Source organism: Paramicrobacterium agarici, assembly GCF_002563955.1.
GTDB lineage: Bacteria > Actinomycetota > Actinomycetes > Actinomycetales > Microbacteriaceae > Paramicrobacterium > Paramicrobacterium agarici.
The window spans coordinates 1,216,791-1,237,620 of record NZ_PDJE01000001.1; the positions used below are offsets into that span (position 1 = coordinate 1,216,791).

At 65.7% G+C, this 20,830-nt stretch carries 20 protein-coding genes; 7 read left to right on the plus strand and 13 right to left on the minus strand.

Annotated features, from left to right (window positions below; genetic code table 11):
* Positions 1-3 precede the first annotated feature (3 nt).
* Entirely contained in the window at positions 4-501 is a 498-nt protein-coding gene (locus ATJ78_RS06025) for a mycothiol transferase (protein WP_098406773.1), read from the minus strand.
* Between the two features lie 152 nt (positions 502-653).
* On the opposite strand from ATJ78_RS06025, the gene ATJ78_RS06030 reads away from it, so the two are divergent.
* From ATJ78_RS06030 to ATJ78_RS06045, 4 genes are all read left to right on the plus strand, one after another.
* Positions 654-2,804 (plus strand): ATP-dependent Clp protease ATP-binding subunit, encoded by a 2,151-nt coding sequence (locus ATJ78_RS06030; protein ID WP_211288438.1) that lies wholly within the window; start codon positions 654-656, stop codon positions 2,802-2,804.
* Positions 2,805-2,872: 68 nt separating this feature from the next.
* Positions 2,873-4,120, plus strand: a complete 1,248-nt coding sequence (locus ATJ78_RS06035; RefSeq protein WP_169923403.1) for a sensor histidine kinase — start codon at positions 2,873-2,875, stop codon at positions 4,118-4,120.
* Positions 4,117-4,776 (plus strand): response regulator, encoded by a 660-nt coding sequence (locus ATJ78_RS06040; RefSeq protein WP_098406775.1) that lies wholly within the window; start codon positions 4,117-4,119, stop codon positions 4,774-4,776. Before ATJ78_RS06035 ends, ATJ78_RS06040 begins: the two co-directional genes overlap by 4 nt.
* 73 nt (positions 4,777-4,849) lie before the next feature.
* Positions 4,850-5,839, plus strand: a complete 990-nt coding sequence (locus ATJ78_RS06045; RefSeq protein WP_143741378.1) for a hypothetical protein — start codon at positions 4,850-4,852, stop codon at positions 5,837-5,839.
* 167 nt (positions 5,840-6,006) lie between these two features.
* Here the strand turns inward: ATJ78_RS06045 and ATJ78_RS06050 are convergent, their stop codons facing one another.
* The 7 genes from ATJ78_RS06050 to ATJ78_RS06080 all read right to left on the minus strand — a co-directional run bounded on the left by ATJ78_RS06050 (position 6,007) and on the right by ATJ78_RS06080 (position 12,977).
* A complete protein-coding gene (locus tag ATJ78_RS06050) occupies positions 6,007-6,591 on the minus strand; it encodes a nitroreductase family protein (RefSeq protein WP_098406777.1) in 585 nt (194 codons plus the stop codon).
* Between the two features lie 67 nt (positions 6,592-6,658).
* Positions 6,659-8,662 (minus strand): acetate--CoA ligase, encoded by a 2,004-nt coding sequence (acs, locus tag ATJ78_RS06055; RefSeq protein ID WP_098406778.1) that lies wholly within the window; start codon positions 8,660-8,662, stop codon positions 6,659-6,661.
* A 77-nt stretch (positions 8,663-8,739) separates the two neighbouring features.
* Positions 8,740-9,111 carry a hypothetical protein gene (locus ATJ78_RS06060; protein ID WP_143741379.1) on the minus strand — a complete coding sequence of 124 codons (372 nt, stop codon included), beginning with the start codon at positions 9,109-9,111 and terminating at the stop codon, positions 8,740-8,742.
* 124 nt (positions 9,112-9,235) lie between these two features.
* Entirely contained in the window at positions 9,236-10,303 is a 1,068-nt protein-coding gene (locus tag ATJ78_RS06065) for a threonine aldolase family protein (protein WP_245836223.1), read from the minus strand.
* Between the two features lie 77 nt (positions 10,304-10,380).
* Positions 10,381-10,911, minus strand: coding sequence for an SRPBCC domain-containing protein (locus ATJ78_RS06070; protein ID WP_098406781.1), 531 nt, complete (start codon positions 10,909-10,911; stop codon positions 10,381-10,383).
* Between the two features lie 93 nt (positions 10,912-11,004).
* A complete protein-coding gene (locus ATJ78_RS06075; protein ID WP_098406782.1) occupies positions 11,005-12,096 on the minus strand; it encodes an ABC transporter permease in 1,092 nt (363 codons plus the stop codon).
* On the minus strand, positions 12,093-12,977 hold the full coding sequence (locus ATJ78_RS06080) for an ABC transporter ATP-binding protein (protein WP_098406783.1): 885 nt from the start codon (positions 12,975-12,977) through the stop codon (positions 12,093-12,095). The genes ATJ78_RS06075 and ATJ78_RS06080 overlap by 4 nt, the downstream gene beginning before the upstream one ends.
* 173 nt (positions 12,978-13,150) lie before the next feature.
* Between ATJ78_RS06080 and ATJ78_RS06085 the strand changes: the two genes are divergently transcribed.
* Genes ATJ78_RS06085 through ATJ78_RS06095 form a run of 3 tightly spaced genes read left to right on the plus strand, consistent with a single transcriptional unit; the run spans position 13,151 to position 15,170 of the window.
* Positions 13,151-13,921 carry an SDR family NAD(P)-dependent oxidoreductase gene (locus ATJ78_RS06085; protein ID WP_098406784.1) on the plus strand — a complete coding sequence of 257 codons (771 nt, stop codon included), beginning with the start codon at positions 13,151-13,153 and terminating at the stop codon, positions 13,919-13,921.
* Between the two features lie 23 nt (positions 13,922-13,944).
* The gene (locus ATJ78_RS06090) at positions 13,945-14,787 is read left to right on the plus strand and encodes a helix-turn-helix transcriptional regulator (protein ID WP_098406785.1); all 843 of its coding nucleotides are present in this window, start codon (positions 13,945-13,947) and stop codon (positions 14,785-14,787) included.
* A 29-nt stretch (positions 14,788-14,816) separates the two neighbouring features.
* Complete coding sequence (locus tag ATJ78_RS06095) at positions 14,817-15,170, plus strand: hypothetical protein (protein WP_098406786.1); 354 nt, start codon at positions 14,817-14,819, stop codon at positions 15,168-15,170.
* On the opposite strand, the gene ATJ78_RS06100 is transcribed toward ATJ78_RS06095, so the two are convergent.
* From ATJ78_RS06100 to ATJ78_RS06120, 5 genes are all read right to left on the minus strand, one after another.
* Positions 15,137-15,802, minus strand: a complete 666-nt coding sequence (locus ATJ78_RS06100) for a response regulator (RefSeq protein ID WP_098406787.1) — start codon at positions 15,800-15,802, stop codon at positions 15,137-15,139. The genes ATJ78_RS06095 and ATJ78_RS06100 overlap by 34 nt on opposite strands.
* Positions 15,799-17,106: a sensor histidine kinase gene (locus tag ATJ78_RS06105; RefSeq protein WP_098406788.1), complete on the minus strand. Its 1,308-nt coding sequence runs from the start codon at positions 17,104-17,106 to the stop codon at positions 15,799-15,801. The genes ATJ78_RS06100 and ATJ78_RS06105 overlap by 4 nt, the downstream gene beginning before the upstream one ends.
* 64 nt (positions 17,107-17,170) lie before the next feature.
* The gene (locus ATJ78_RS06110; RefSeq protein WP_098409236.1) at positions 17,171-18,586 is read right to left on the minus strand and encodes a DUF6421 family protein; all 1,416 of its coding nucleotides are present in this window, start codon (positions 18,584-18,586) and stop codon (positions 17,171-17,173) included.
* A gap of 198 nt (positions 18,587-18,784) precedes the next feature.
* Positions 18,785-19,891: a Glu/Leu/Phe/Val dehydrogenase family protein gene (locus ATJ78_RS06115; protein ID WP_098406789.1), complete on the minus strand. Its 1,107-nt coding sequence runs from the start codon at positions 19,889-19,891 to the stop codon at positions 18,785-18,787.
* Positions 19,892-20,006: 115 nt separating this feature from the next.
* A complete protein-coding gene (locus tag ATJ78_RS06120) occupies positions 20,007-20,813 on the minus strand; it encodes an alpha/beta fold hydrolase (protein ID WP_169923404.1) in 807 nt (268 codons plus the stop codon).
* Between the last annotated feature and the right edge of the window lie 17 nt (positions 20,814-20,830).

Here is a 20,830-nt window from a genome sequence, read left to right on the forward strand (position 1 = left end):
TCGCTACTCGAACACGAGCCACTGGCGCCCGTCGATCAGTTCACGCGCAGCGTCAAGGTGTCCGGCATGGGTCGCCGTCTCGGCAAGCACGTGCAGCACGACGTCGCGTACCGTTGCCAGCCGGTACTCGCCGAACAGATCGTCGGGCCACCACACGGGTGGGGCGTCGAAGGATGCGGCGGCGAGAATGGCGTTCGAGCGGTCGATGGCCTTCACATACAGGTCGACGGCTTGCGACCCCGTGAGACTGTCGGGAACGTCCCATCCGTCACCGCCTGATCCGACCCACTCGACGACAGCCGGGTCACCTGCGACGGTGCCCGCGAACCAGAACCGCTCGTCGTCGAGCGCCAGGTGGTGCAGCATTGCGGTCAAGGACCAGCCGCTCGGCAGCATCCGCCTGGCCATCGCCTCATCGTCGAGCCCCTCAACGGTGCCGAGCACGTGCTGCCGCTGACTATCGAGTCGCGCGAGCAGTGCCGCGTCTGCTGCCGTCGTCATGCCCACACATTACGGGTCAGCTGGCAATCCACCAAAGTTGCCTTCTGAACTGGTATTGCGGTCCGAATCGCGGTAAACTTGAGTATCAACGACTCAAGTTTTGATTGCACATTCAATCCAGACAATTGACTGCGCAGGCAGGAAGGACACACGTGGCAAACATGCAAGGTGCGCCCTCCACGCAGGAGGACGCCAAGAGCGCACTCGAGCAGTTCGGCGTAAACCTCACCGAGATCGCACGAGCAGGCAAGCTCGATCCGGTGATCGGTCGCGATGCTGAGATTCGTCGCGTCAGCCAGGTGCTGACACGGCGCACCAAGAACAACCCCGTGCTGATCGGCGAGCCCGGCGTCGGCAAGACCGCCGTTGTCGAGGGACTCGCCCAGCGCATTGTCGCTGGTGACGTGCCCGAATCGCTCAAAGACAAACAGCTCGTCTCGCTCGACATCTCGGCGCTCGTTGCCGGTGCGATGTATCGCGGCCAGTTCGAAGAGCGCCTGAAGAGCGTGCTCAAAGAGGTGAACGAGGCCGAGGGGCAGATCATCACGTTCGTCGATGAGTTGCATTTGCTCATGGGAGCCGGCGGGGGAGAGGGCTCCGTTGCAGCATCCAACATGCTCAAACCCATGCTGGCACGCGGCGAGTTGCGCCTGATCGGTGCGACCACCCTCGACGAGTACCGCGAGTACATCGAGAAGGATGCTGCGCTCGAACGCCGCTTTCAGCAGGTGTACGTGGGCGAGCCCAGCGTCGAAGACAGCATCGCGATCCTTCGCGGGCTCAAGGGGCGTTACGAAGCCCACCACGGTGTCACGATCACCGATGCCGCTCTCGTCGCCGCTGCGAGCCTGAGCAATCGCTACATCACGTCGCGGCAGCTGCCCGACAAGGCGATCGACCTGATCGACGAGGCCATGAGCCGCCTCAAGATGGAGATCGACTCTTCGCCTGTTGAGATCGACGAGCTCAAACGCCAGGTCGACCGCATGAAGATCGAAGAGCTCGCCCTCAAGAAAGAGAAGGACGACGCCTCGAAGGAGCGTCTCGCGAAGCTGCGCGAGGAGCTGGCCGACAAGGAGAGTGAGCTCGAGCAGCTGCAGGCGCGCTGGGAGCGCGAACGCACCGGCCTTAACAAGGTGGGGGACCTCAAGAAGCAGCTCGATGAGGCGCAGACCGCACGCGATAAGGCCATGCGCGAGGCGAACTACACCGAAGCATCGAAGCTCGAGTACACGACGATCAAGCAGTTGACCGAGCAACTCGAACGAGCCGAGAGCGAAAGCGAGCCCGACGAGCCGCGCATGGTCAACGAGCAGGTAACCGAAGACGACATCGCCGCGGTGATCTCTGCCTGGACCGGTATTCCCGTCGGACGTCTGCTGCAAGGCGAGACCGAGAAGCTGCTGCATCTCGAGTCGGAGCTGGGCAAGCGGCTCATTGGTCAGAAGCGCGCGGTGACGGCGGTGGCGGATGCTGTGCGACGCAGCCGCGCGGGCATCTCGGACCCGAACCGGCCCACCGGATCGTTCATGTTCCTCGGGCCGACGGGCGTGGGTAAGACCGAGCTTGCGAAGGCTCTCGCCGCGTTTCTCTTCGACGACGAGCGCGCCATGGTGCGCATCGACATGTCGGAGTACGGCGAGAAGCACACGGTGTCGCGGCTCGTTGGTGCCCCTCCCGGCTATGTCGGATACGAGCAGGGCGGTCAGCTGACCGAGGCCGTGCGTCGTCGCCCGTACTCCGTGATCTTGCTCGACGAGATCGAGAAGGCCCACCCCGAAGTGTTCGACGTTCTGCTGCAGGTGCTCGACGACGGTCGGCTGACCGACGGGCAGGGGCGCACCGTCGACTTCCGCAACACGATCCTGATTCTCACATCGAACCTCGGTTCGCAGTTCCTCGTGGACCAGAGCCTGTCGTGGGACGAGAAGGAGCAGTCGGTGCAGGATCTCGTGCGCCAGGCGTTCAAGCCCGAGTTCGTCAACCGGCTCGACGACATCGTCGTGTTCTCGGCGCTGTCGCAAGACGAGCTGGGTGAGATCGTCGAGCTGTACATCGAGCGGCTGCAGTCGCGCCTTGGCGAGCGTCGGCTGGTTCTCGCCGTCACCCCGGATGCCCGGTCCTGGCTGGCCGATCGCGGATATGACCCGATTTACGGCGCGCGTCCGCTGCGGCGTCTCATGCAGAAGGAGATCGACGACCGCCTCGCGACGGCGTTGCTCGCGGGCGAGGTTCACGACGGCGATACCGTGCGCGTGGACTTCGACGCGGCGGGCGACCATCTCATCGTCGCCTCGGTCTGAACCTGACGAACGGGCGCTTCCCCCACGCGGGGGAAGCGCCCGTTTCGATTGTCGGGCACCATGGAGTCGTGGCGGAGCACACGCAGAAAACGAGAGTTGTGGCGACGGCCTGGCGTCGCGCGCTCGTGCTGCTCATCGGCGGACTCGTTGCACTGCCATACGGCGCGATCGCCGTGTGGAGCCTTGGGCTCTGGATCACGGGCGGCCCGCTCAGCGCCCGGCTCTCGAGTCTGGTCGTGCTCGCGCTGCTGGTGGTTCCTGCGGTGCTTCCGGTGACACGGGCGCTTGAGCGCACTGTCGCGAACCAGCTTCTCGATACCGCCATTCCCGAGCCGCAGAGGCGCGCCACACTCGCGGACACGGGGCGTGGAGCGCTCTTCTTCGCCGGCCACATCGCCTCTGGCGGCATCCTGATTCTCGGCATCGCCTTCGTCTTTCCGCTGTGTGCGGTGCTCATCGGCGATGCTCTCACCTCGACCGGATCCGATGAGGGTGCGGCGTTGCTGCGCGACACCTTCTCGATCACCGAGATCGACGCGACGACTGCGCTCATTGTCGGCGGGCTTGCGGCCGTGCTCATTGTCGTCGTCACGATCGCCGCGGCGTATCTGCTGCCGTGGTACGCGACGCTGCTGCTGGGGCCGTCGCGCGATGAGCAGCGCGCGAGCGAGGCCGAGGCTGCGCGCGCCGGGCAGCGCCGTGAGGCTCTTGCTCGCGATGTGCATGACTCGGTCGGCCACGCGCTCACGGTGTCGACAATGCAGGCGCTCGTCGCGCGTGGCGCCATTGAGCGAGACCCGGATGCTGCTCGCGCGGCGCTCGACCAGATCGAACGTGTATCGCGCGCCGCCGTCGCGGAGCTCGACTACGTGCTTCGCGTGTTGCGTGATGGCGACGAGCCGCGCGATGATCGGGCTCCCGATCGCCGTACTCTCGCCGATGTCGACAGTCTTGCCCGTGAGACGCGAGCGGTCGGCTTCGAAGTCGACCTCTGCGTCGATGGGCACCCAGAGAAGCTGCCCGCGAGTCTTGGGCGCGAGGCGTATCGCGTCGTGCAGGAGGGGGTCACGAACGCCCTGCGATATGCGGCAACGCCACGTGTCACCGTAAGCATCGTCATCGACGACGAGGAGCTGAGCGTTCTCGTCGAGAACGAGACCAGTGCCGTTCGCGTGATCGATGGCCGAGGGCTCGCAGGAGTGCGTGAACGCGTCGCGGTGCTCGGCGGTGAGTCGTCGGTGGATATTGTCGCCGAGCGGTGGCGTCTGTCCGCCCGGCTTCCGGTTCGCGGCCCGCAGGGTGGGAGGGGCACGTGAGCCTTCGAATCGTGCTGGTCGACGATGAGCCGCTCGTGCGGGCGGGACTGCGTGCGATCTTCGACGCCGAGCCCGGCATCAGTGTCGTCGGAGAAGCCTCAGACGGCGACGAAGTCACGCAAGCCGTCACTGAATTCGCCCCCGCTGTCGTGGTGATGGATGTGCGTATGCCGCGCATGAGCGGAATTGAGGCGACGCGGCTGCTCATGCAGCATCCATCACGCCCTCGCGTGCTTATTCTGACGACATTCGACAGCGACGATCACGTCTATGACGCACTCAAGGCCGGTGCCGATGGCTTTGTCGTGAAGCGTGCCGAACCCGCGGAGCTCGTGCGCGCGGTGCAGATCGTCGCAGATGGTGAGTCTCTTCTCTATCCGGCGCACATCAGGCGCCTCGCGGCGAGGCACGGAACGCAGGGTGACAAGCTCGGCTCTGCGCACCTCAGCGATCGTGAGCAAGACGTGCTGCGCTGGGTCGCTCGGGGTCTGTCGAACGCGCAGATCGCGCACGAGCTCTTCGTGGGAGCGGAGACGGTCAAATCTCACGTCGCCAGCATTCTCATGAAGCTCGGCGTGCGCGACCGCACGCAGGCGGTGATCGCGGCGTACGAATCTGGGTTCATCGAGCCGGGAGCTGAACTCGGCCCCCGGTGAACTCCCCCGTGCCGGGATGACATTCCCCCGCACGGGTGGAGACGACGCCAACGTCGATCGCGACGCTGGAATCATGAATACATCACCTCACCTCACAGCGCGTGCCGCCGGGAGTCAGCAGCGGCGCAGCCGAATCACAATGTTCGCGGCCCTCGTCTGGTCAATCAGCCTTGTGGCAGCATCCGTCCTCTGGCTCACCGGGCTCGTCGATGCCCCATTCGCCGACTTCTCACCGGGCGATTTCAGTGCGCTCATCGACGCCCTTCCTGGGCCTTTCGCAGCCGTGCTTCTCGGCATTGTCGGCGTCATCGTGACCGCGGTCGCGGCGTGGGCGCTGTCGCGAGCGGAGCCTCCCATCGCAGTGCTCGCGGTCGTCGCCGGGGCGCTGACGGTCTTCTCGACAGTCATCGTCGCCGACGCGAAGGTCATGGCGGTGATCGGGTACGCTCTGAGCTTTCGGCTCGTGCCGCTCGATGGCGCCACGACGCTGCAGTTCGGGATGCTGCTTGGCTCCGCCGTCTGGATCGCCGCGGCTGTCTGCGCGCCAGCCGGCCGCCTTGTGCCGATCGAAGGCAGGCGGGCGTCGATGCTCGAATGGGCGGCGGTCGCTGTCGCGGTTGTCGTGCCGCTGCTCTACGCAGCCGTGCGATTCGCGTGGGCCGCGGGGATTCCCCTCGGTATCTCGGACGAGATGCTCGCCGACGGTCAGGAATCAGGACTCTGGACGGTCGGATTGGGTCTCGCCAGCGTCGCTACCGCTGTTGCGCTGCTGACTCTCGGGCTTGTTCAGCGCTGGGGTGAGCGGGTCCCTCACTGGGTTCCCGCACTCGGTGGCCGTCGCATTCCTGTCGCGCTCGCCGCTGTGCCCGTCACGATCGGAGGGCTGGCGATCTTCGCAGGCGGCGTGATGTTCGTGAGAGTCGCGATGTCGGGTTCGCTTCCGCTGAGCGAGAACTGGTCGACGATCGGCCCAGAGCTTCTCTGGCCGCTGTGGGCGATCGCGCTCGCCGTCGCGCTCGCCGGCTATGTGCGCCGCCGCATCCGCGTCGACAACCCGGCTTGATCGCCGATTGAAATGGCCGGTTCGAGGGGCCACCTGCCGCCAGGAGAATAAAGTGCCGAGACGAGGACTGGGAATCGAGTTCTGGTCCTCGTCTCGGCGAAACGTCCTTCTGCCGGCACGGTGAGAAGATTGCCGACTCCGCTGCCGCACCGGCATAGCGAGGTTGCTTACGCGTTGACGAGCACGATCTCCTCGAGCGACTTGCGCTCACGCGGGGCGATCTCACGCGCGCGCAGCTTTTCGTCTGGCAGCGCCTCCGGGGCCGCGAGCACGCCGAGAGCCGTCACCGAAACCACGCGCTGACGTGCCGGCAGGCCAAACGCCCCGTGCAGTCCCTCGGGGTTGAAGCCGCCCATCTGGTGCACGTGAAGACCGTCTTTGTGCGCCTGCAGCGCGAGCGTCGCAGCCGCCTGGCCGAGGTCGTACTCAGCCCAGCGCAGCTCGGTGCCGTCGTCGGTCTGCGTCTCCGCGACGTTGACGATCAGAGCCGCGGCCGTCACGGCCCACAGCTGGTTGAATCCCAGCAGGTTCTCGACAATCGCCTCGTGTTCCGGCGTTCCGCGGCGCGCGACAATGAAGCGCCACGGCTGTGTGTTCGCCGCGGATGCTGCCCAGCGCGCCGCTTCGAGAGCAGCGGTGAGCTTCGCTTCGGGCACCTCGATCGCGACGTCGAAGGAGCGCGGGCTCCACCGGCCAGCGATCACCTCCGAGATCGGTGCACTTGTCACGGCCAGTCGGTCCTGCGGTGTCATAGGTCTCCTCATTGTCGTTGCCGGGGCGCCGCGCCCCGAAACATGCAAACGCATAAGTAGCTCGTGCTTATTCCCCGATCACGGCTTCCCTCTGCCGTCGCACAGCGTTCGCGAGCTCGTCTGGCACGGTCTCGTCGTGCAGGCTCGTCGTGTCGCCGAGGGGCCTGCCCTCGACGATGCTGGTGAGAAGGCGCCGCAGAATCTTGCCCGACCGCGTCTTGGGCAGGTCGCGAACGATAAAGACGTGAGCCGGCTTGGCGATCGGCCCGATCTGGTGTGCAACGTGACCGCGAAGCGTCGCGGCCAGCTCGTCGTGGTTGACGTGTGCGTTCGCCACGACGAAAGCCGCGACAGCACTGCCCGTGACAGCATCCTGAACCCCGGCCACCCCGGCCTCGACGACGTCGGGGTGCGACACGAGCGCCGACTCGATCTCGAGCGCCGAGAGCCGGTGCCCTGATACGTTGATCACATCGTCGATGCGCCCGAGCACCCACGTATCGCCCTCGGCGTCGATGGCTGCGCCATCGCCGGACAAGAACCAGCCCTGCCGCCAGTACGCCGACCAATACGAGTCGCGGTACCGCTCCGCGTCGCCCCACACTGTGCGGGCGAGTGCAGGCCCCGGGCGATCGACGACGAGACGTCCGCCGACGCCCGCAGCAACGTCGCTTCCGTCAGCATCCACCACCCGCGTCGATACACCGGGCAGCGCGCGCGTCGCCGACCCGGGCTTGAGCGTCGATACGCCCGGCAGCGGAGCGATCGTCGCCGCGCCGGTCTCGGACTGCCACCAGGTGTCGACGATGGGGCACTCGCCGCGGCCGAGCCGCTCGTGAAACCAGTGCCAGGCCGACGGGTTGATGCCCTCTCCCACGGTGCCGAGCAGACGCAGGCTCGAGAGATCGTACGTCTCGGGCGGACCCTCGGGAAACCGCCCCATGAGCGTGCGAATGAGAGTCGGCGCCGTGTAGTACGTGGTCACTCCGTAGCGCTCGATGATCTCGAAGTGGCGCGCAGCATGCGGCGTCTCCGGCGTTCCCTCGTACATCACCTGCGTCACGCCGTTCGACAGCGGCCCGTAGAGGGAATACGTGTGCGCCGTGACCCACGCGAGGTCGGCCGTGCACCAGTGAACGTCGCCCGGCTTCGCGTCGAAGATCGCCCAGTGCGTGTAGTTTGCCTGCACGAGGTACCCGCCCGAGGTATGCACGAGGCCCTTCGGCTTTCCCGTCGTGCCCGAGGTGTACATGATGAACAGCGGCGTCTCGGCGTCGAAGTATTCGGGAATGTGAATGTCGGATGCTGTCGCCACAGCGTCGTGCCACCAGATGTCTCTGCCCGGGGTCCACGGAACAGCCGGCGTCTGATCGCCCGTGCGACGTACGACGAGCACGTGCTCGATGCTCGGCGAGTCTGCAACCGCAGCATCCGCCTGATGTTTGACGGGGACAGCCGCTCCACGACGAAACTGGCCGTCGCTGGTGATGAGTACTTTCGCACGCGTGTCGTCGACCCGAAACCGTACGGATTCGGCGCTGAATCCGCCGAAGACGAGCGAATGGATCGCACCGATTCGTGCGACGGCGAGCGTTGCGATGAGGGTCTCGGGAATGACGGGCAAGTAGATGACGACGCGGTCGCCCGCGCGCACGCCCAGCTCGGCTAGCGCGTTCGCCGCTCGCGCGACCTCGCGCTGCAGGTCGCGGTAGGTGATGGTTCGGCGATCGCCTTGCTCGCCCTCAAAGTGAACCGCGACGGTGTCGCCCCGGCCTGCGGCGACGTGCCTGTCGACGCAGTTCACGGCGACGTTGAGCGTTCCACCCGCGAACCACTCGACGCGCGGCACGGTGAGCGAACCGTCGTCGAGCTGCCGCACGGGCTCCCATGTGTGCGCCGTGTGCCACGGCGTCTGCCACTCGAGGCGCTCCGCAGCGCGCTCCCAGAACGCGACGGGATCAGCGGCAGCGCGAGCAACGTCCCGGGCGGTGACGTTCGCCGAGCGCGCGAGGGTCTGAGGAGCCGGGTAGCGGCTCGTGCTGCGTGGACGAACGTCAATCACCGAGGTCATGCTCAGACCGTAACCCGCGCAGCGCCCCGGGCGTCGTCGGCGATGAAACTCTCTGTAACGAAAGCAGCGTCTCCGGCTCAGCGAATGAACAGAGGCAGCGGCATGCCGATCGAGACGAGTGCCGATCCGAGTCCGTAGCCGACGGCGCACACGAGCAGGCCAATGATGGGCACCCAGTACGCCATGCGCCCCGTCATGATGCGACGAATAGTCCATACCGTGAAGACGATCACGGCGGCCAGCGGAACCCAGAGGGCGATGTTCGTTCCCATGCCGATCAGACCGAAATTGCAGTAGCGCCCGATCTCGATGCACGGGATCGTCGAGAGCCCCAGAAAACTGCCGACCAGAAGAGTGAGACCAACGGTCATCACCAGAAGGACCTGCAGAATCACCGACACCACGAGATCCCATTCAGGGCGTGAGGAGGCGGGCGTCCGGCCAGGCATGCGGCCAGTATGTCACTGCAAACTGGGCGCTTTCGCAGGAAATCCGGCAGGGTAACGAGCACGAAGGCTCAGAGATCGAGGGCGGATGCTGGTCAGCATCCGCCCGTCGAATTCACCGCGTCTGTCAGGCGGCGAATGCCTGGCGAATCTCAGCGACGAACGCGTCGACGTCGGCCTCTGTCGTGTCGAACGCGCACATCCACCGCACCTCGTTCTGGTCGGCATCCCAGTCGTAGAAGCGGAACTTCTCACGCACCCGGTCGGCGACGCCGTCGGGCAGCTTCGCAAAGATCGCGTTCGACTGTGTCGCCTGCGAGAAGCTGAGACCGGGAAGCTCGCCGTTCTCGATGAGCTCGTCGAGCCGACCGCGCAGCAGCGCGGCCATCGCGTTCGAATGCTGCGCCGAGCGCAGCCAGAGGTCGCCCTCGAGCAAGGCGATGAGCTGCGCCGAGATGAAGCGCAGCTTCGACGCGAGTTGCATGTTCATCTTGCGCAGGTACACGAGCCCGTCCGAGGCCTGCTGGTTGAACACCACGATCGCCTCGCCGAAGAGCAGGCCGTTCTTCGTTCCTCCGAAGCTCAGCACGTCGACGCCCGCGTCTCGCGTGATCGCCCGCAGCGGCACGTCGAGTGCGGCAGCGGCGTTCGCGATGCGCGCGCCGTCCATGTGCAGAGTCATGCCGCGCTCGTGCGCATGGTCGGCGATCGCACGCACTTCGTCCGGCGTGTAGACGGTGCCGACCTCCGTGGACTGCGTGATCGACACGACGAGCGGCTGCGCACGGTGCTCGTCGCCCCAGCCCCACGCCTCGGCGTCGATGAGCTCTGGGGTGAGCTTGCCGTCCGGCGTGTCGACGGTCAGCAGCTTCATGCCGCCGACGCGTTCGGGAGCGCCGTTCTCGTCGACATTGATATGCGCGGTGGATGCTGCAATGACGGCGCCCCAGCGGGGGAGCATCGACTGCAGGCCGATGACGTTGGCCCCCGTTCCGTTGAAGACGGGGAACACCTCAATGCCGTCGCCGAAGTGCTGTTCGAACACCTCAGACAGTCGCGCCGTGTAGACGTCCTCGCCGTACGCGATCTGGTGGCCGCCGTTGGCCGCCGCGATCGCGTCGAGAATCTCGGGATGCGCACCGGCGTAGTTGTCGGAGGCGAATTGTTTGCGTGTGGGATCGTGCAGAGAGTTCACCCCTCCATCCTCACGCATTCTCGCTCGTCGTTGCTTGTGCGGGGCGCACGAATCCTGCGCTCTGCGCGCATTCTCGCTCAGTCCTCGAATCCCAGAAGCCGAGCGTACTCGTCGTAGAGGGCGTCCCAGCCGGCAGCGTGAGCGGCGTCGCCCACCACGAGCGGAATCCGAGCACCCCCGGCCACGGCGTCGAGCGCCTGAAGGCAGATGTGCCAGCCCGCCGCAAGGCTCGGCGCCAGCGACTCGTCGGTGAAGATGTGGTTGAGCTGCACGATCGTCTCATCGGCGGTCGGTGCCAGCTCGACCTCGATGCGATCCCCGGCCCATTCAATCGCCAGCATCCGCTGCACCGCGGCCGTTAACACCTTGCCCAGATTGGCGTTCGCCTCGAGATCGTCGGACTGCCGCAGCGACACGGCGCCCTTGCTGTCGAGATCCCGGTCGGGCGAGAAAGGCGCCCATCGTCCAACGGCATCCCGCTCGGTCAGCGTTGCCCACAAGTCGGCGGCGGAGTGCGTCATGGCACGCTCGAGCGTGAGCATGCAGTGTGGCCCCGTATCTACGAGCGTTGCGTTGACGGGATGCTCGGGCAAGTCCAGTTCGGCCATGCTTCCAGTGTGCTTTGCGGCGCGTCGTGAGTCCAGCGCGCGAACGATGGCCGCCCACGGACTCGCGGGCTGCCACCGTTCAGCGTGTCGCGTTCAGCGCCTGAGAGCCTCTCCCAGCTTGACGCGCGAGCCGGTCTTGAGAAGCGAGTTCTCGTAGATGCGCGACCCGATCATCACCACGAGAACAGCGGATGCTGCGAGCACGACGAGCGACAACAGCGGCTCCCACCATGCGGCGGTGCCGAGGAAGAGCCGCATCGGCATGCCGACCGGCGCTGAGAACGGCACGTACGACATGATGCCGAGCACGAGCGGGTTGTCGTGAAAGATGATGACGAGAAAGTACGGCAGCATTACGAGCATCGTCACGGGAGTCGTCGTGGAGCCGATGTCTTCTTGGCGCGACACCATCGATCCTGTAGCGGCGAACAAAGCCGCAAGCAGCACGAATCCGATCACGAAGAACGCGACGAACCAGACGATGGGCGCGCCGAGTCCGAGCAGGAGCTCGCTCTGCCCGATCACTGAGAGCCCGATGATCGACAGCACGGCAAGGGCGGCGATCTGCCCGAACGCGAGAATCGAGTTTCCGAGCACCTTGCCCGCCAGCAGCGAGCGCACGGGGATCGCCGACATGAGAATCTCGACAACGCGCGTCTGCTTCTCTTCGACGACGCTCTGCGCGATGACGCTGCCGAAGGTCATTGCCGACATGAAGAAGACGAGACCGAAGCCCAATGCGACGAAGTAGGCGACGAGCGGATTCTCGGCGGTCGTGTCGAGCAGTGTCACCTTCGGCGTGATGCTCAGCTGCATCATGAGCGTCGTCGGCGCCTCCGTATCGGCGATGAGCGCGATGCCGACGGGGGAGTCGTCGGGAACGAGCGCCGCGTCGACCTCACCGTCGGCGACAAGCTCCTTCGCCTCGTCGACGGATCCCACTTTTGTGATGTCGTATCCGTCGTCACCCTCAATGCTCGCGGCGGCGTTTCCGACAGCGGCGACGGGTGTTGCCGATTGGTTCTGAGCGAAGATCCCGCCGATGATCACGCCAGCGATGGCGAGCACGAACAGAATGATCGTCGAGATGACGAATGCCTTGCTGCGAAGCCGCGCCATGATCTCGCGTTCGGCGACGAGCCAGGTGCTCGAGCTGAAGCTCGGTGCGTGCGTCGGGGTTGTCATGCGATGACCTCCTTGAAGATCTCAGCAAGCGATGGATGCTGCGGGGCGAAGGTCGTGACGGCGCCTTCGTCGATCGCGCGGCGAAGCACCCGCTGCGCTGTCGCCTCGTCGTCGACGTCGAAGAGCGCGTAGCCGCCGTCGAAGTCGAGCACTGTGACGCCGGCGGTCTCGCGAAGCCAGCCGGCGTCTCCGCTGAAGAGCAGCTCGAAACGGTTTGCCGAGTGCTCGGCTCGAAGTTGCTCACGCGAACCGTTCGCTCGCACCTCTCCGCCGGCGATGATCACAAGGTCGTCGCAGAGGCGCTCGACGATGTCGAGCTGGTGGCTCGAGAACAGCACGGGAACCCCGCGGGCGGCGTATTCGCTGAGCACGGCGACGACGGAATCGACGGCGAGGGGATCGAGCCCTGAGAACGGCTCGTCGAGAATGAGCGTCGTCGGCTCGTGAACGAGGGCGGCTGCGATCTGCGCGCGCTGCTGGTTTCCGAGCGAGAGGTTCTCGATCGGATCGTTCGCGCGTTCGGTGAGGTCGAGGTTCTCCAGGAGCTGTTCGGCGTTGCGCTTAGCGTGCGCCTGACTGAATCCATGCAGGCGAGCGAGATACACGAGCTGCTCGGTCACCTTCATCTTCGGGTAGAGCCCGCGTTCCTCGGGCATGTAGCCAAAGGCACGGCGGTCAGCGGCCGTGAGCGGGCTGCCGTCGAACGTGACGCTTCCGGAGTCGGACGTCAGCAGTCCGAGAATGATCCTCATCGTCGTCGTCTTGCCTGCTCCGTTACCGCCCACAAATCCCGTGAGTCGTCCGGGAGCGACGGTAAAGCTCACGTCGTTGAGCACGCGGCGTGTGCCGTAGCTCATCGTGATGCCAGAGATCTCGAGCACTGTCGGTCCTTTCCTCAGGTCTGTTTCAACGGTATGGCGCTGCTGAGCGCGTCAGCATCCGCCTCGAGGCGGGTCTTTCCTCTCATCCGCATGGGGGAGTGCGAGGGGAGGACGACCGATCCCCGGATAAACACGGCGTTCCACGACGACTCGCCCGGCGCAATGGTGGAGTCATGAACGAAACACAGAACCGCATAGCACTCATCACCGGATCAAGCCGAGGCATCGGCAGAAGCGAGGCCATCGCGCTTGCTCGCAGCGGGTGCGATGTGATCATCACGTATCGCACGGGCGAACAGGAAGCGAAAGCCGTCATCGACGAGATCACGGCGATGGGGCGGCGCGCCAAAGCCCTGCAGCTCGACGTCGGCGACGCGAGGTCGTTCGACGGCTTCGTCTCGCATCTGCGCACCGTCCTGGCTGACGAGTGGGGTCGCGCCGACATCGACATTCTCGTCAACAACGCCGGCGCGGCTGTATGGACACCCCTCGGAGAGATCAACGTCGACGAGGTGCGTGCAGCGCTCGACGTGCACGTCGTCGGAGTCGTGATGCTGACGCAGGCCCTTGCGCGGCACATCGCCGACGGCGGTCGCATCATCAACACGTCGAGCGGGCTCGCCCGGTTCGTGGGCGAGAACGGATACTCCGTCTACGCTGCCGCGAAGGGCGCCATCGAGGTCTGGACTCGCTACCTCGCGCAGGAGCTGGCTCCGCGAGGCATCACCGTGAACGCCATCGCGCCCGGCGCGACGGGCACCGATTTCGGTGGCGGTTCGCTGCGAGACAACGATGACATCCGTTCTGCTCTCGGTGCCGTGACGGCTATGGGGCACGTCGGTCGCCCGGAGGACGTCGGCGCGGCCGTCGCCGTGATCGCGAGCGAGGGCATGAGCTGGGTGACCGGGCAGCGCATTGAGGCGTCCGGAGGCATGCGGCTCTGAGTCGCGTCGGGCAGAATGACCTCATGGTGAGCGAACAGAGGGCCCAGCTCGCGGACTTCCTGCGAACACGGCGAGCGGCTCTCCAGCCGGAAGACGTCGGGATGCCGCGGGGCGCCCGGCGCCGCACGGACGGACTGCGACGTGAAGAGGTCGCGGCGCTCGCCGGACTGAGTGCCGACTATTACACGCGCATGGAGCAGCAGCGCGGGCCGAATCCGAGCGAGCAGATGCTTGCCGCACTCGCGCGCGGGCTTCGGCTCTCGCTCGACGAGCGCGACCATCTGCTGCGCTTGGGTGGTTATCCCGTTCCGCGGCGCGTCGTGAGCAGTGACCACGTGGACGCCGGCATCATGCGCATTCTCGATCGTCTCGCCGACACTCCGGCGATGGTCGTCGGCAGCGCGGGCGAGATTCTCATTCAGACGGGACCGGCGACTGCGCTCTTCGGCGACGAATCGCGCTTCGAGGGACTCGAGCGCAGCGTCGTCTACCGCTGGTTCACCGATCCGGACTCTCGCTCGGTGTACCCGGAGGAGGATCACGACGAGCGGGCACGCGACTTCGTGGCCGACCTGCGGACGGCGTATGCGCGTGACTCGCGACCGTCGCCCGTGGCCGAGATCGTTGACGCTCTCACGGCGTCAAGCGCTGAGTTCCGGGCCCTCTGGGCCGAACACCGGGTGGGACGCAAGCACAGCCAGTACAAGCGGCTCGTGCACGCAGAGGTCGGTCTCATCGAGGTCTACTGCCAGTCGCTGTACGACCTCGATCAGAGCCAGGGCCTCCTCGTGTTCACGGCCGTTCCGGGGAGCGAGAGCGCCGAGAAGCTGCGCCTGCTGAGCGTCTTGGACGGCCGCGCTGTATGACGAAGGCTGGCCTCTGAGACACTTGTCATGTGAGATTTCGACGATGGGCGCGCCCCACTCTTCAGCAGACATCGGATGCCGAGGGCACGCGTTTCGGCATCGGTGTGCCCGTGCACGTCGTCGACGGGCTCACGGGCGACAGCTTCGCAGACGAGCCGACGGGGCTGATCGTCGGCACGGGTGCGGTTCTGCCGCACCGTGGCGTCACGAATCAGAGCGTGCAGGCGCGCGTCTGGATCGTGCAGTTCGACGAGCCGCAGCGCCTGCGCGACGGCCGAGGGCCGTTCTCCCGCGCGGAGATCTCAGAGGAGAGCCTTGTCGCCGCTCCGCCCCTCGACCATGAGCCCGATCAGGCGCGTGGCACGACGACGCCGTTCTCGTAGGCGAACACGACGGCCTGAATGCGGTCTCGCAGCGCGAGTTTCTGCAGGATCTTCGAGACGTGCGATTTGACCGTCGCATCGCCGACGAAAAGCGTTGCGGCGATCTCGGAGTTCGACATGCCCTGGGCGACGAGCTGCAACACTTCACTCTCGCGCTCCGTCAGCAGATCGAGCTGCGGTGCGGCGATCGGCCGCGCTTCTGCTGCAGGTGCGGGTGCAGAAAAGCGCTGAATCACGCGGCGCGTGACCTCGGGCGAGAGCAGAGCGTCTCCCGCCGCGATCGTTCGCACGGCCTCCACGAGTTTCTCAGGACTCGAGTTCTTGAGTAGAAAGCCGCTCGCTCCGGCCTCGAGCGCGGCGAAGAGGTAATCCTCTCGGTCGAATGTCGTGAGCATGATCACGGCGGCATCTGTCGAACTCGTCACCTGGCGAGTCGCCTCAAGTCCGTCGAGCACGGGCATCTGCACGTCCATGCAGACGACGTCCGGCGTCAGCTCCCGAGCACGCTGCGCTGCTATGGCGCCGTTCTCGGCCTCGCCGACGACGTCGATGTCGGACTGTGCATCGAGAATGATGCGAAAGCCGGCTCGCACCAGCTCGTGGTCGTCGGCGAGCAGAACGCGAATGGTCATGCAGTGGCTCCTGAGGATGCTGACGTGGCAACGGGTGTGCTGAGCGGAATTCTGGCGCGAACGAGGTACCCGCCGCGCGAGCGAGGCCCGATCTCGATCTCTCCGCCGACCGCGGCGATGCGCTCCCGCATTCCAAGGTGACCGAGCCCTCCGGGGCGTGGCTTGACGGGAACGATGCCCGTGTTCGTGACCTCAAGTTCGACGACGGAATCGAGGTAGCGGAGTCGCACATCGGCTGTCGCATCGGGTCCCGCGTACTTTCGGGCGTTGGTGAGCGCTTCCTGCGCGATGCGGAAGAGCGTGAGCGACACCGTTCCTGCAAGCTGACGTTGCTCGCCCAGCACGTCGAAGCTCGTGGGAAGGCCTGCCACCGACGACGCCGCGATGAGCTCGTCAAGCTGCGAGATATCGACCGTGCTCGCGCTCGCCGATGCCTCCTCCTCGGCGTCACCCTCGCGGAGCGTTCCCACGAGGTGGTGCAGCTCGTCGATCGCGGTTCGGGCGTTCTGCTCGATGTTCGCAAGAGAGTCGCGTGTGGCTTGCGGGTTCATGTCCATGACGGTGCGCGCTGCTCCCGCCTGCACGCCCATCACCGAGACGTGGTGAGCGACGACATCGTGGAGTTCGCGGGCGATGCGCACGCGCTCGAGAGCGACGGCCTGCGCGGCAGAGCGCTCGCGTTCCTGCTCGAGCTCGTGCGTGCGGTACTCGAGCTCAGCGCGCTGGCGAGCAGACTTGAACGCGTGCGCGCCGAAGTACGCCGCGCCGCCGAAGTACAGCAGATTCGTGATCAGCTGAATGCCCATGAACGCCAGCATGGCCGTCTGCGTGCCGAAACCGCCGAAGTCGTCACGCACCTCGGAGTCGGTGGCCACAACCACCATCGAGATCGCGAGCCAGATCAGCATGGCTCCGATGACCGCGCCGAGCACGAATCGCACAACGCGCCGGTCCGTGACCCACGCACCGACGGTGTACATGGAGATGAACAGCACGATCTGGCTGAAGAGCAGCTCTTGCGCGCCTACCTCGAGGCCAACAATGTACGTCGCGGCGACGACGAGCGCCGTGATCGACGGCCACCGTCGCCGGAACGCGAGCGCGCCACACATGACGACGGCCCACACGATCGTCACCCACATGGGGCTGGGCTCTCCGGTCGTGCCCGACAACTGGTAGAGCACCGTGCTCGGCATCATGCACGCGAACAGAACCAGAGCGCCGAGGGCGTCTCGGCGTCGCTGCAGCGGTGTCGCCGGCAGGCGCGCCCACTCGCGTTCGCTCGGGGCAGTTGTCTCGCTCATGCTTCAACGCTAGCGAGGCCTGGCTCCTCCAGCATCCGCCACGGGACGGATTCGCACGACGCCGTCAGTCGCTTCCCGTGATTCCCGCCGTTGACTCGATGACGTCGCCCATCTTCTTGTTGAGGGCCTCGTAGAACATCGAGAGCGGAAACTCGTCGTCGAGAACAGCATCCGTCATTCCCCGTGGAGGGCCCGTAAGCGTCTCGTCGTCGAGACCGCGGGCCCAGGCCGATGCAGGGTGCGGCTCGACCACCGAGCGCACGAGGTCATACGCGGCGAGCCAGTGGGACTTCTTCGGTCGGTCGATCGAGCGCCAGTACAGCTCGTTGATGGCGTCGCCGAGTGCGACGACGACGTCGGGAACCTCAGCCCAGTCGATCGTGAGCTTCGTGTCCGTCCAGTGCAGCACGTCGCGCTGGTGCAGCCAGGCGAAGAGCAATTGCCCGCCGAGGCCGTCGTAATTGCGGCTGCGGCTGCCCGTGAGAGCGAAGCGGAAGATGCGGTCGAAGATGACGGCGTACTGCACCAGTTTCGCGTGGCGCAGCACCTCGCTCTCGGCGTGCGTGAGCGGTTCGCCATCGCCATGCGCTCGGGCGGTGAGCTCGCGCTCGAGCCGCACAGATTCGCGGAAGGCGGTCATGTCGCAGCGCATCTCCTCGAGCGAGTACATGAAGTACGGAGAGCGCTGCTTGATCATGAACGGGTCGAATGGCAGGTCTCCGCGCATATGCGTGCGGTCGTGAATGAGGTCCCACATGACGAATGTCTCTTCGGCGAGCGTTTGATTCTCGAGGAGCTCGCGGGCGTCGTCGGGAAGGTCGAGTTTGGTGATGTCGGATGCTGCCGCCACGACGCGCCGGAACCGCGCGGCCTCGCGGTCTTGAAAGATCGCGCCCCACGTGAACGCGGGGATCTCTCGCATTGCCACCGTCTCAGGAAAGAGCACAGCGGCGTTGGTGTCGTATCCCGAGGTGAAGTCGATGAAGCGGATCGGCACGAAGAGCTTGTTCGAGAAATCGGCAGCCTCGAGTTCTGCGATGAAGTCGGGCCACAGCACTTCGACGAGCACGGCTTCGACGTGGCGGTTGCGCGATCCGTTCTGCGTGTGCATAGGAAACACGACGAGGTGCTTCAGGCCGTCGACGCGGTTCTGCTCGGGGTGAAACGCGACGAGGGCATCGTAGAAGTCCGGTACTCCGAACCCGTCGTCGACCCAGCGTGTGAAGTCGGCTTGCACGGCGTCGAGGTACGTCTCGTCCCACGGGAAGTACGGGGCAAGGTCACGCACGCCTTCGATGATGTCGGTCACGTGCCGTCGAGCCGAAGCATGGTCGTCGGCGTTCTCGACCGACCCGTCTTTCGACTGCAGCGGGTGAAGTGCCTCGGCTGCCGTCTTGATCATCAGCCACGACGGGTGGCTCGCGAGGTTCGAGTCATGTGCCGCGGGTGGTGCGACGGTGTCGACAGCTGATTGTTCCATGGAGCCTCCTCGCTCGATCGATCTCGTGGATTCGTGTTCGACGATACGCGGGAATCCGCCGTGAAAAGCGGATGATCTGACGAGAATCGTGCGCATCCTGAGCAAAAGCGCAATTGTTCTGCGCGATGCGACGCGCAGGACGAACAAAACGAGTGCGGCGCCCAGTGAATCAGGCGCCGCACTCGGTGAGGTGCTGCGTTATACGTTGACGGGTACGGCGTCGAGCCGTGACCGGGCGAGGCGCTCCGCCGCCTCGAGGGTCGTGATGTTCTCGGCCTGAGCCTGGGCGAAGATCGAGCGGAGCGTGTCGCCGATGTGCTCGACGCGCTCCTCGATCGCCTGGCGATCCGCGCCCGGCTTCGACGCCATGTCGATGTAGATGACGCCCCCGGCGTTCACGACGAAGTCGGGCGCCCAGAGGATTCCGCGCGCTGCGAGCTGCTCGGCCCCGTCGTGGCGCTCCAGCTGATTGTTCGCAGCGCCGACAACGGCGCGACAGCGCAGTGCGTCGATGACGTCGGGGGACAGCGCTCCGCCCACGCCACACGGAATGAAGAGGTCGGTCTCGAACTGGTGCTCGTCTCCTGGCTCGATCCAGCTCGCGCCGATCTCCTCGGCAAACGCGCGTCGTGCGGGATTGACGTCTGTGACGATCAAGCGGGCTCCTTCAGAGGCGAGCCTGCGGGCAAGGCGGCCGCCGACCTGCCCGAGACCAGAGATCACGGCCCTTCGTTCAGCGACCAGCGGGCTGCCGAAGACGGAGTCGAGAGTGGCTGCCACGGCGGAGTACACGCCGGCGGCCGTCGCATCGCTCGGTTCACCGACGCCGCCACGATCGGCAGGCAGTCCCTCGACATAGGCGGTTCGCTCTGAGACGGTCGCCATGTCTTCTGCCGAGGTTCCGACGTCTTCAGCGGTGTAATACGAACCGCCGAGCGTCTCGACGGCGTCGCCGACATCGAGCATCGCGTCGCGCTTGCGCTCGGCGTCGAGGACCGTTCCCTCGGGAACGAATACGACAGATTTGCCACCCCCTCGCGCGAGGCCCGCGGCTGCGTTCTTGAGGGTCATGCCTTCGGCCAGACGCAGCGAGTCGGCGACAGCGTCGCGCCAGCGTCGATATGTCCAGACCCGCGCTCCGCCGAGTGCGGGTCCGAGCACCGTCGAGTGTACGGCGACGCTGAGCGTCAGGCCGGAGCGAGCTCCTCGCGTGATGAGCACGCGTTCATGCTCAAGCTCCGGTGTGTCGAGAGCGTCTGATGTCTGCGGGGCAGACCCGCGCGATTGAGAATTGGGTGACAGCATTGTCGATCTCCTCGTGGGCGATTGCTTCAAGGCCTCGAGTGGAGGCCTGCACGCGAGCAGGGTTGGCGCCGCGTGCACCTCCAGTCTCACTCACGAGCGAACGAAAGGCCACCCGTCAGAGGTTGTGGCGCACGAGCCAGGGCTCGAGCACCGTCAGGAACGCGCCGGGGCGCTCGACACTCGGCAGATGTGCAGTGTCGTCCATGCGCACCGAGTCGGCCTCGGGAAGCTGCTCGGCGAGGTACTCGAACTGCATGAGCGCCGGAGTGATGTCGTACTCGCCCACGACAACGAGTGCGGGCACATCGATGTCGACGACCCGGTCGAACGCCGGAGGCTCGATCGGACGGGGAGCAGGATTGTCGTCGACCCTCGCGATGTTGAAGCGATTGAGCGTACGCGCCGTCTCGAGAAAATCGGGATCGACGTCGCCGGGATCGCGGAGCGGCCCGACCGCCCACAGCCGCACCTCAGCATCCATGCTCGCTGGCCAGTCGCGGGCCTCCCACGTGGCGTCGATCGTGTCCATGAGCTCGTCTTCGGCGTCGGTGAGCTCGATCTCGGGAAATCCACTCGGGCCAGAGCCGATCGTCACGATCCCCGCGACGCGGTCACTGTGCTCGACGGCGAGGTCGATCGCGATCTGTCCTCCGCGCGACGAACCGATGATCGTCGCGCGTTCGACGCCGAGCTCGTCAAGCAAGCGCAGGGCATCGTCGCCGTTCGAGAAATCGACATCGTCAGAGACGGTCTCGCCGAAGCCGCGCGTGTCGAAGCGGATGACATGGTGATGCTCGGCGAGGGCGGGAACGATCGGATCCCACATGCGCAGCGTCGCGATGCCGGCATGGATCAGCAGAAGCGCAGGATTGTCCTTCTGTCCCTCGACTTCGTAGTACAGCCGGCCCCCCGGCACATCCATGTGCGGCATAGTCCCGA

What these genes read in the sequence shown, in the direction of transcription:
- ATJ78_RS06115 (WP_098406789.1), bottom strand. Translation starts at nt 19,891, where the DNA reads ATGCTGTCACCCAATTCTCAATCGCGCGGGTCTGCCCCGCAGACATCA.
- ATJ78_RS06090 (WP_098406785.1), top strand. Translation starts at nt 13,945, where the DNA reads ATGGTGAGCGAACAGAGGGCCCAGCTCGCGGACTTCCTGCGAACACGG.
- ATJ78_RS06120 (WP_169923404.1), bottom strand. Translation starts at nt 20,813, where the DNA reads ATGGATGTGCCGGGGGGCCGGCTGTACTACGAAGTCGAGGGACAGAAG.
- ATJ78_RS06110 (WP_098409236.1), bottom strand. Translation starts at nt 18,586, where the DNA reads ATGGAACAATCAGCTGTCGACACCGTCGCACCACCCGCGGCACATGAC.
- ATJ78_RS06060 (WP_143741379.1), bottom strand. Translation starts at nt 9,111, where the DNA reads ATGCCTGGCCGGACGCCCGCCTCCTCACGCCCTGAATGGGATCTCGTG.
- ATJ78_RS06045 (WP_143741378.1), top strand. Translation starts at nt 4,850, where the DNA reads ATGAATACATCACCTCACCTCACAGCGCGTGCCGCCGGGAGTCAGCAG.
- ATJ78_RS06085 (WP_098406784.1), top strand. Translation starts at nt 13,151, where the DNA reads ATGAACGAAACACAGAACCGCATAGCACTCATCACCGGATCAAGCCGA.
- ATJ78_RS06050 (WP_098406777.1), bottom strand. Translation starts at nt 6,591, where the DNA reads ATGACACCGCAGGACCGACTGGCCGTGACAAGTGCACCGATCTCGGAG.
- ATJ78_RS06100 (WP_098406787.1), bottom strand. Translation starts at nt 15,802, where the DNA reads ATGACCATTCGCGTTCTGCTCGCCGACGACCACGAGCTGGTGCGAGCC.
- ATJ78_RS06105 (WP_098406788.1), bottom strand. Translation starts at nt 17,106, where the DNA reads ATGAGCGAGACAACTGCCCCGAGCGAACGCGAGTGGGCGCGCCTGCCG.
- ATJ78_RS06075 (WP_098406782.1), bottom strand. Translation starts at nt 12,096, where the DNA reads ATGACAACCCCGACGCACGCACCGAGCTTCAGCTCGAGCACCTGGCTC.
- ATJ78_RS06025 (WP_098406773.1), bottom strand. Translation starts at nt 501, where the DNA reads ATGACGACGGCAGCAGACGCGGCACTGCTCGCGCGACTCGATAGTCAG.
- acs (WP_098406778.1), bottom strand. Translation starts at nt 8,662, where the DNA reads ATGACCTCGGTGATTGACGTTCGTCCACGCAGCACGAGCCGCTACCCG.
- ATJ78_RS06070 (WP_098406781.1), bottom strand. Translation starts at nt 10,911, where the DNA reads ATGGCCGAACTGGACTTGCCCGAGCATCCCGTCAACGCAACGCTCGTA.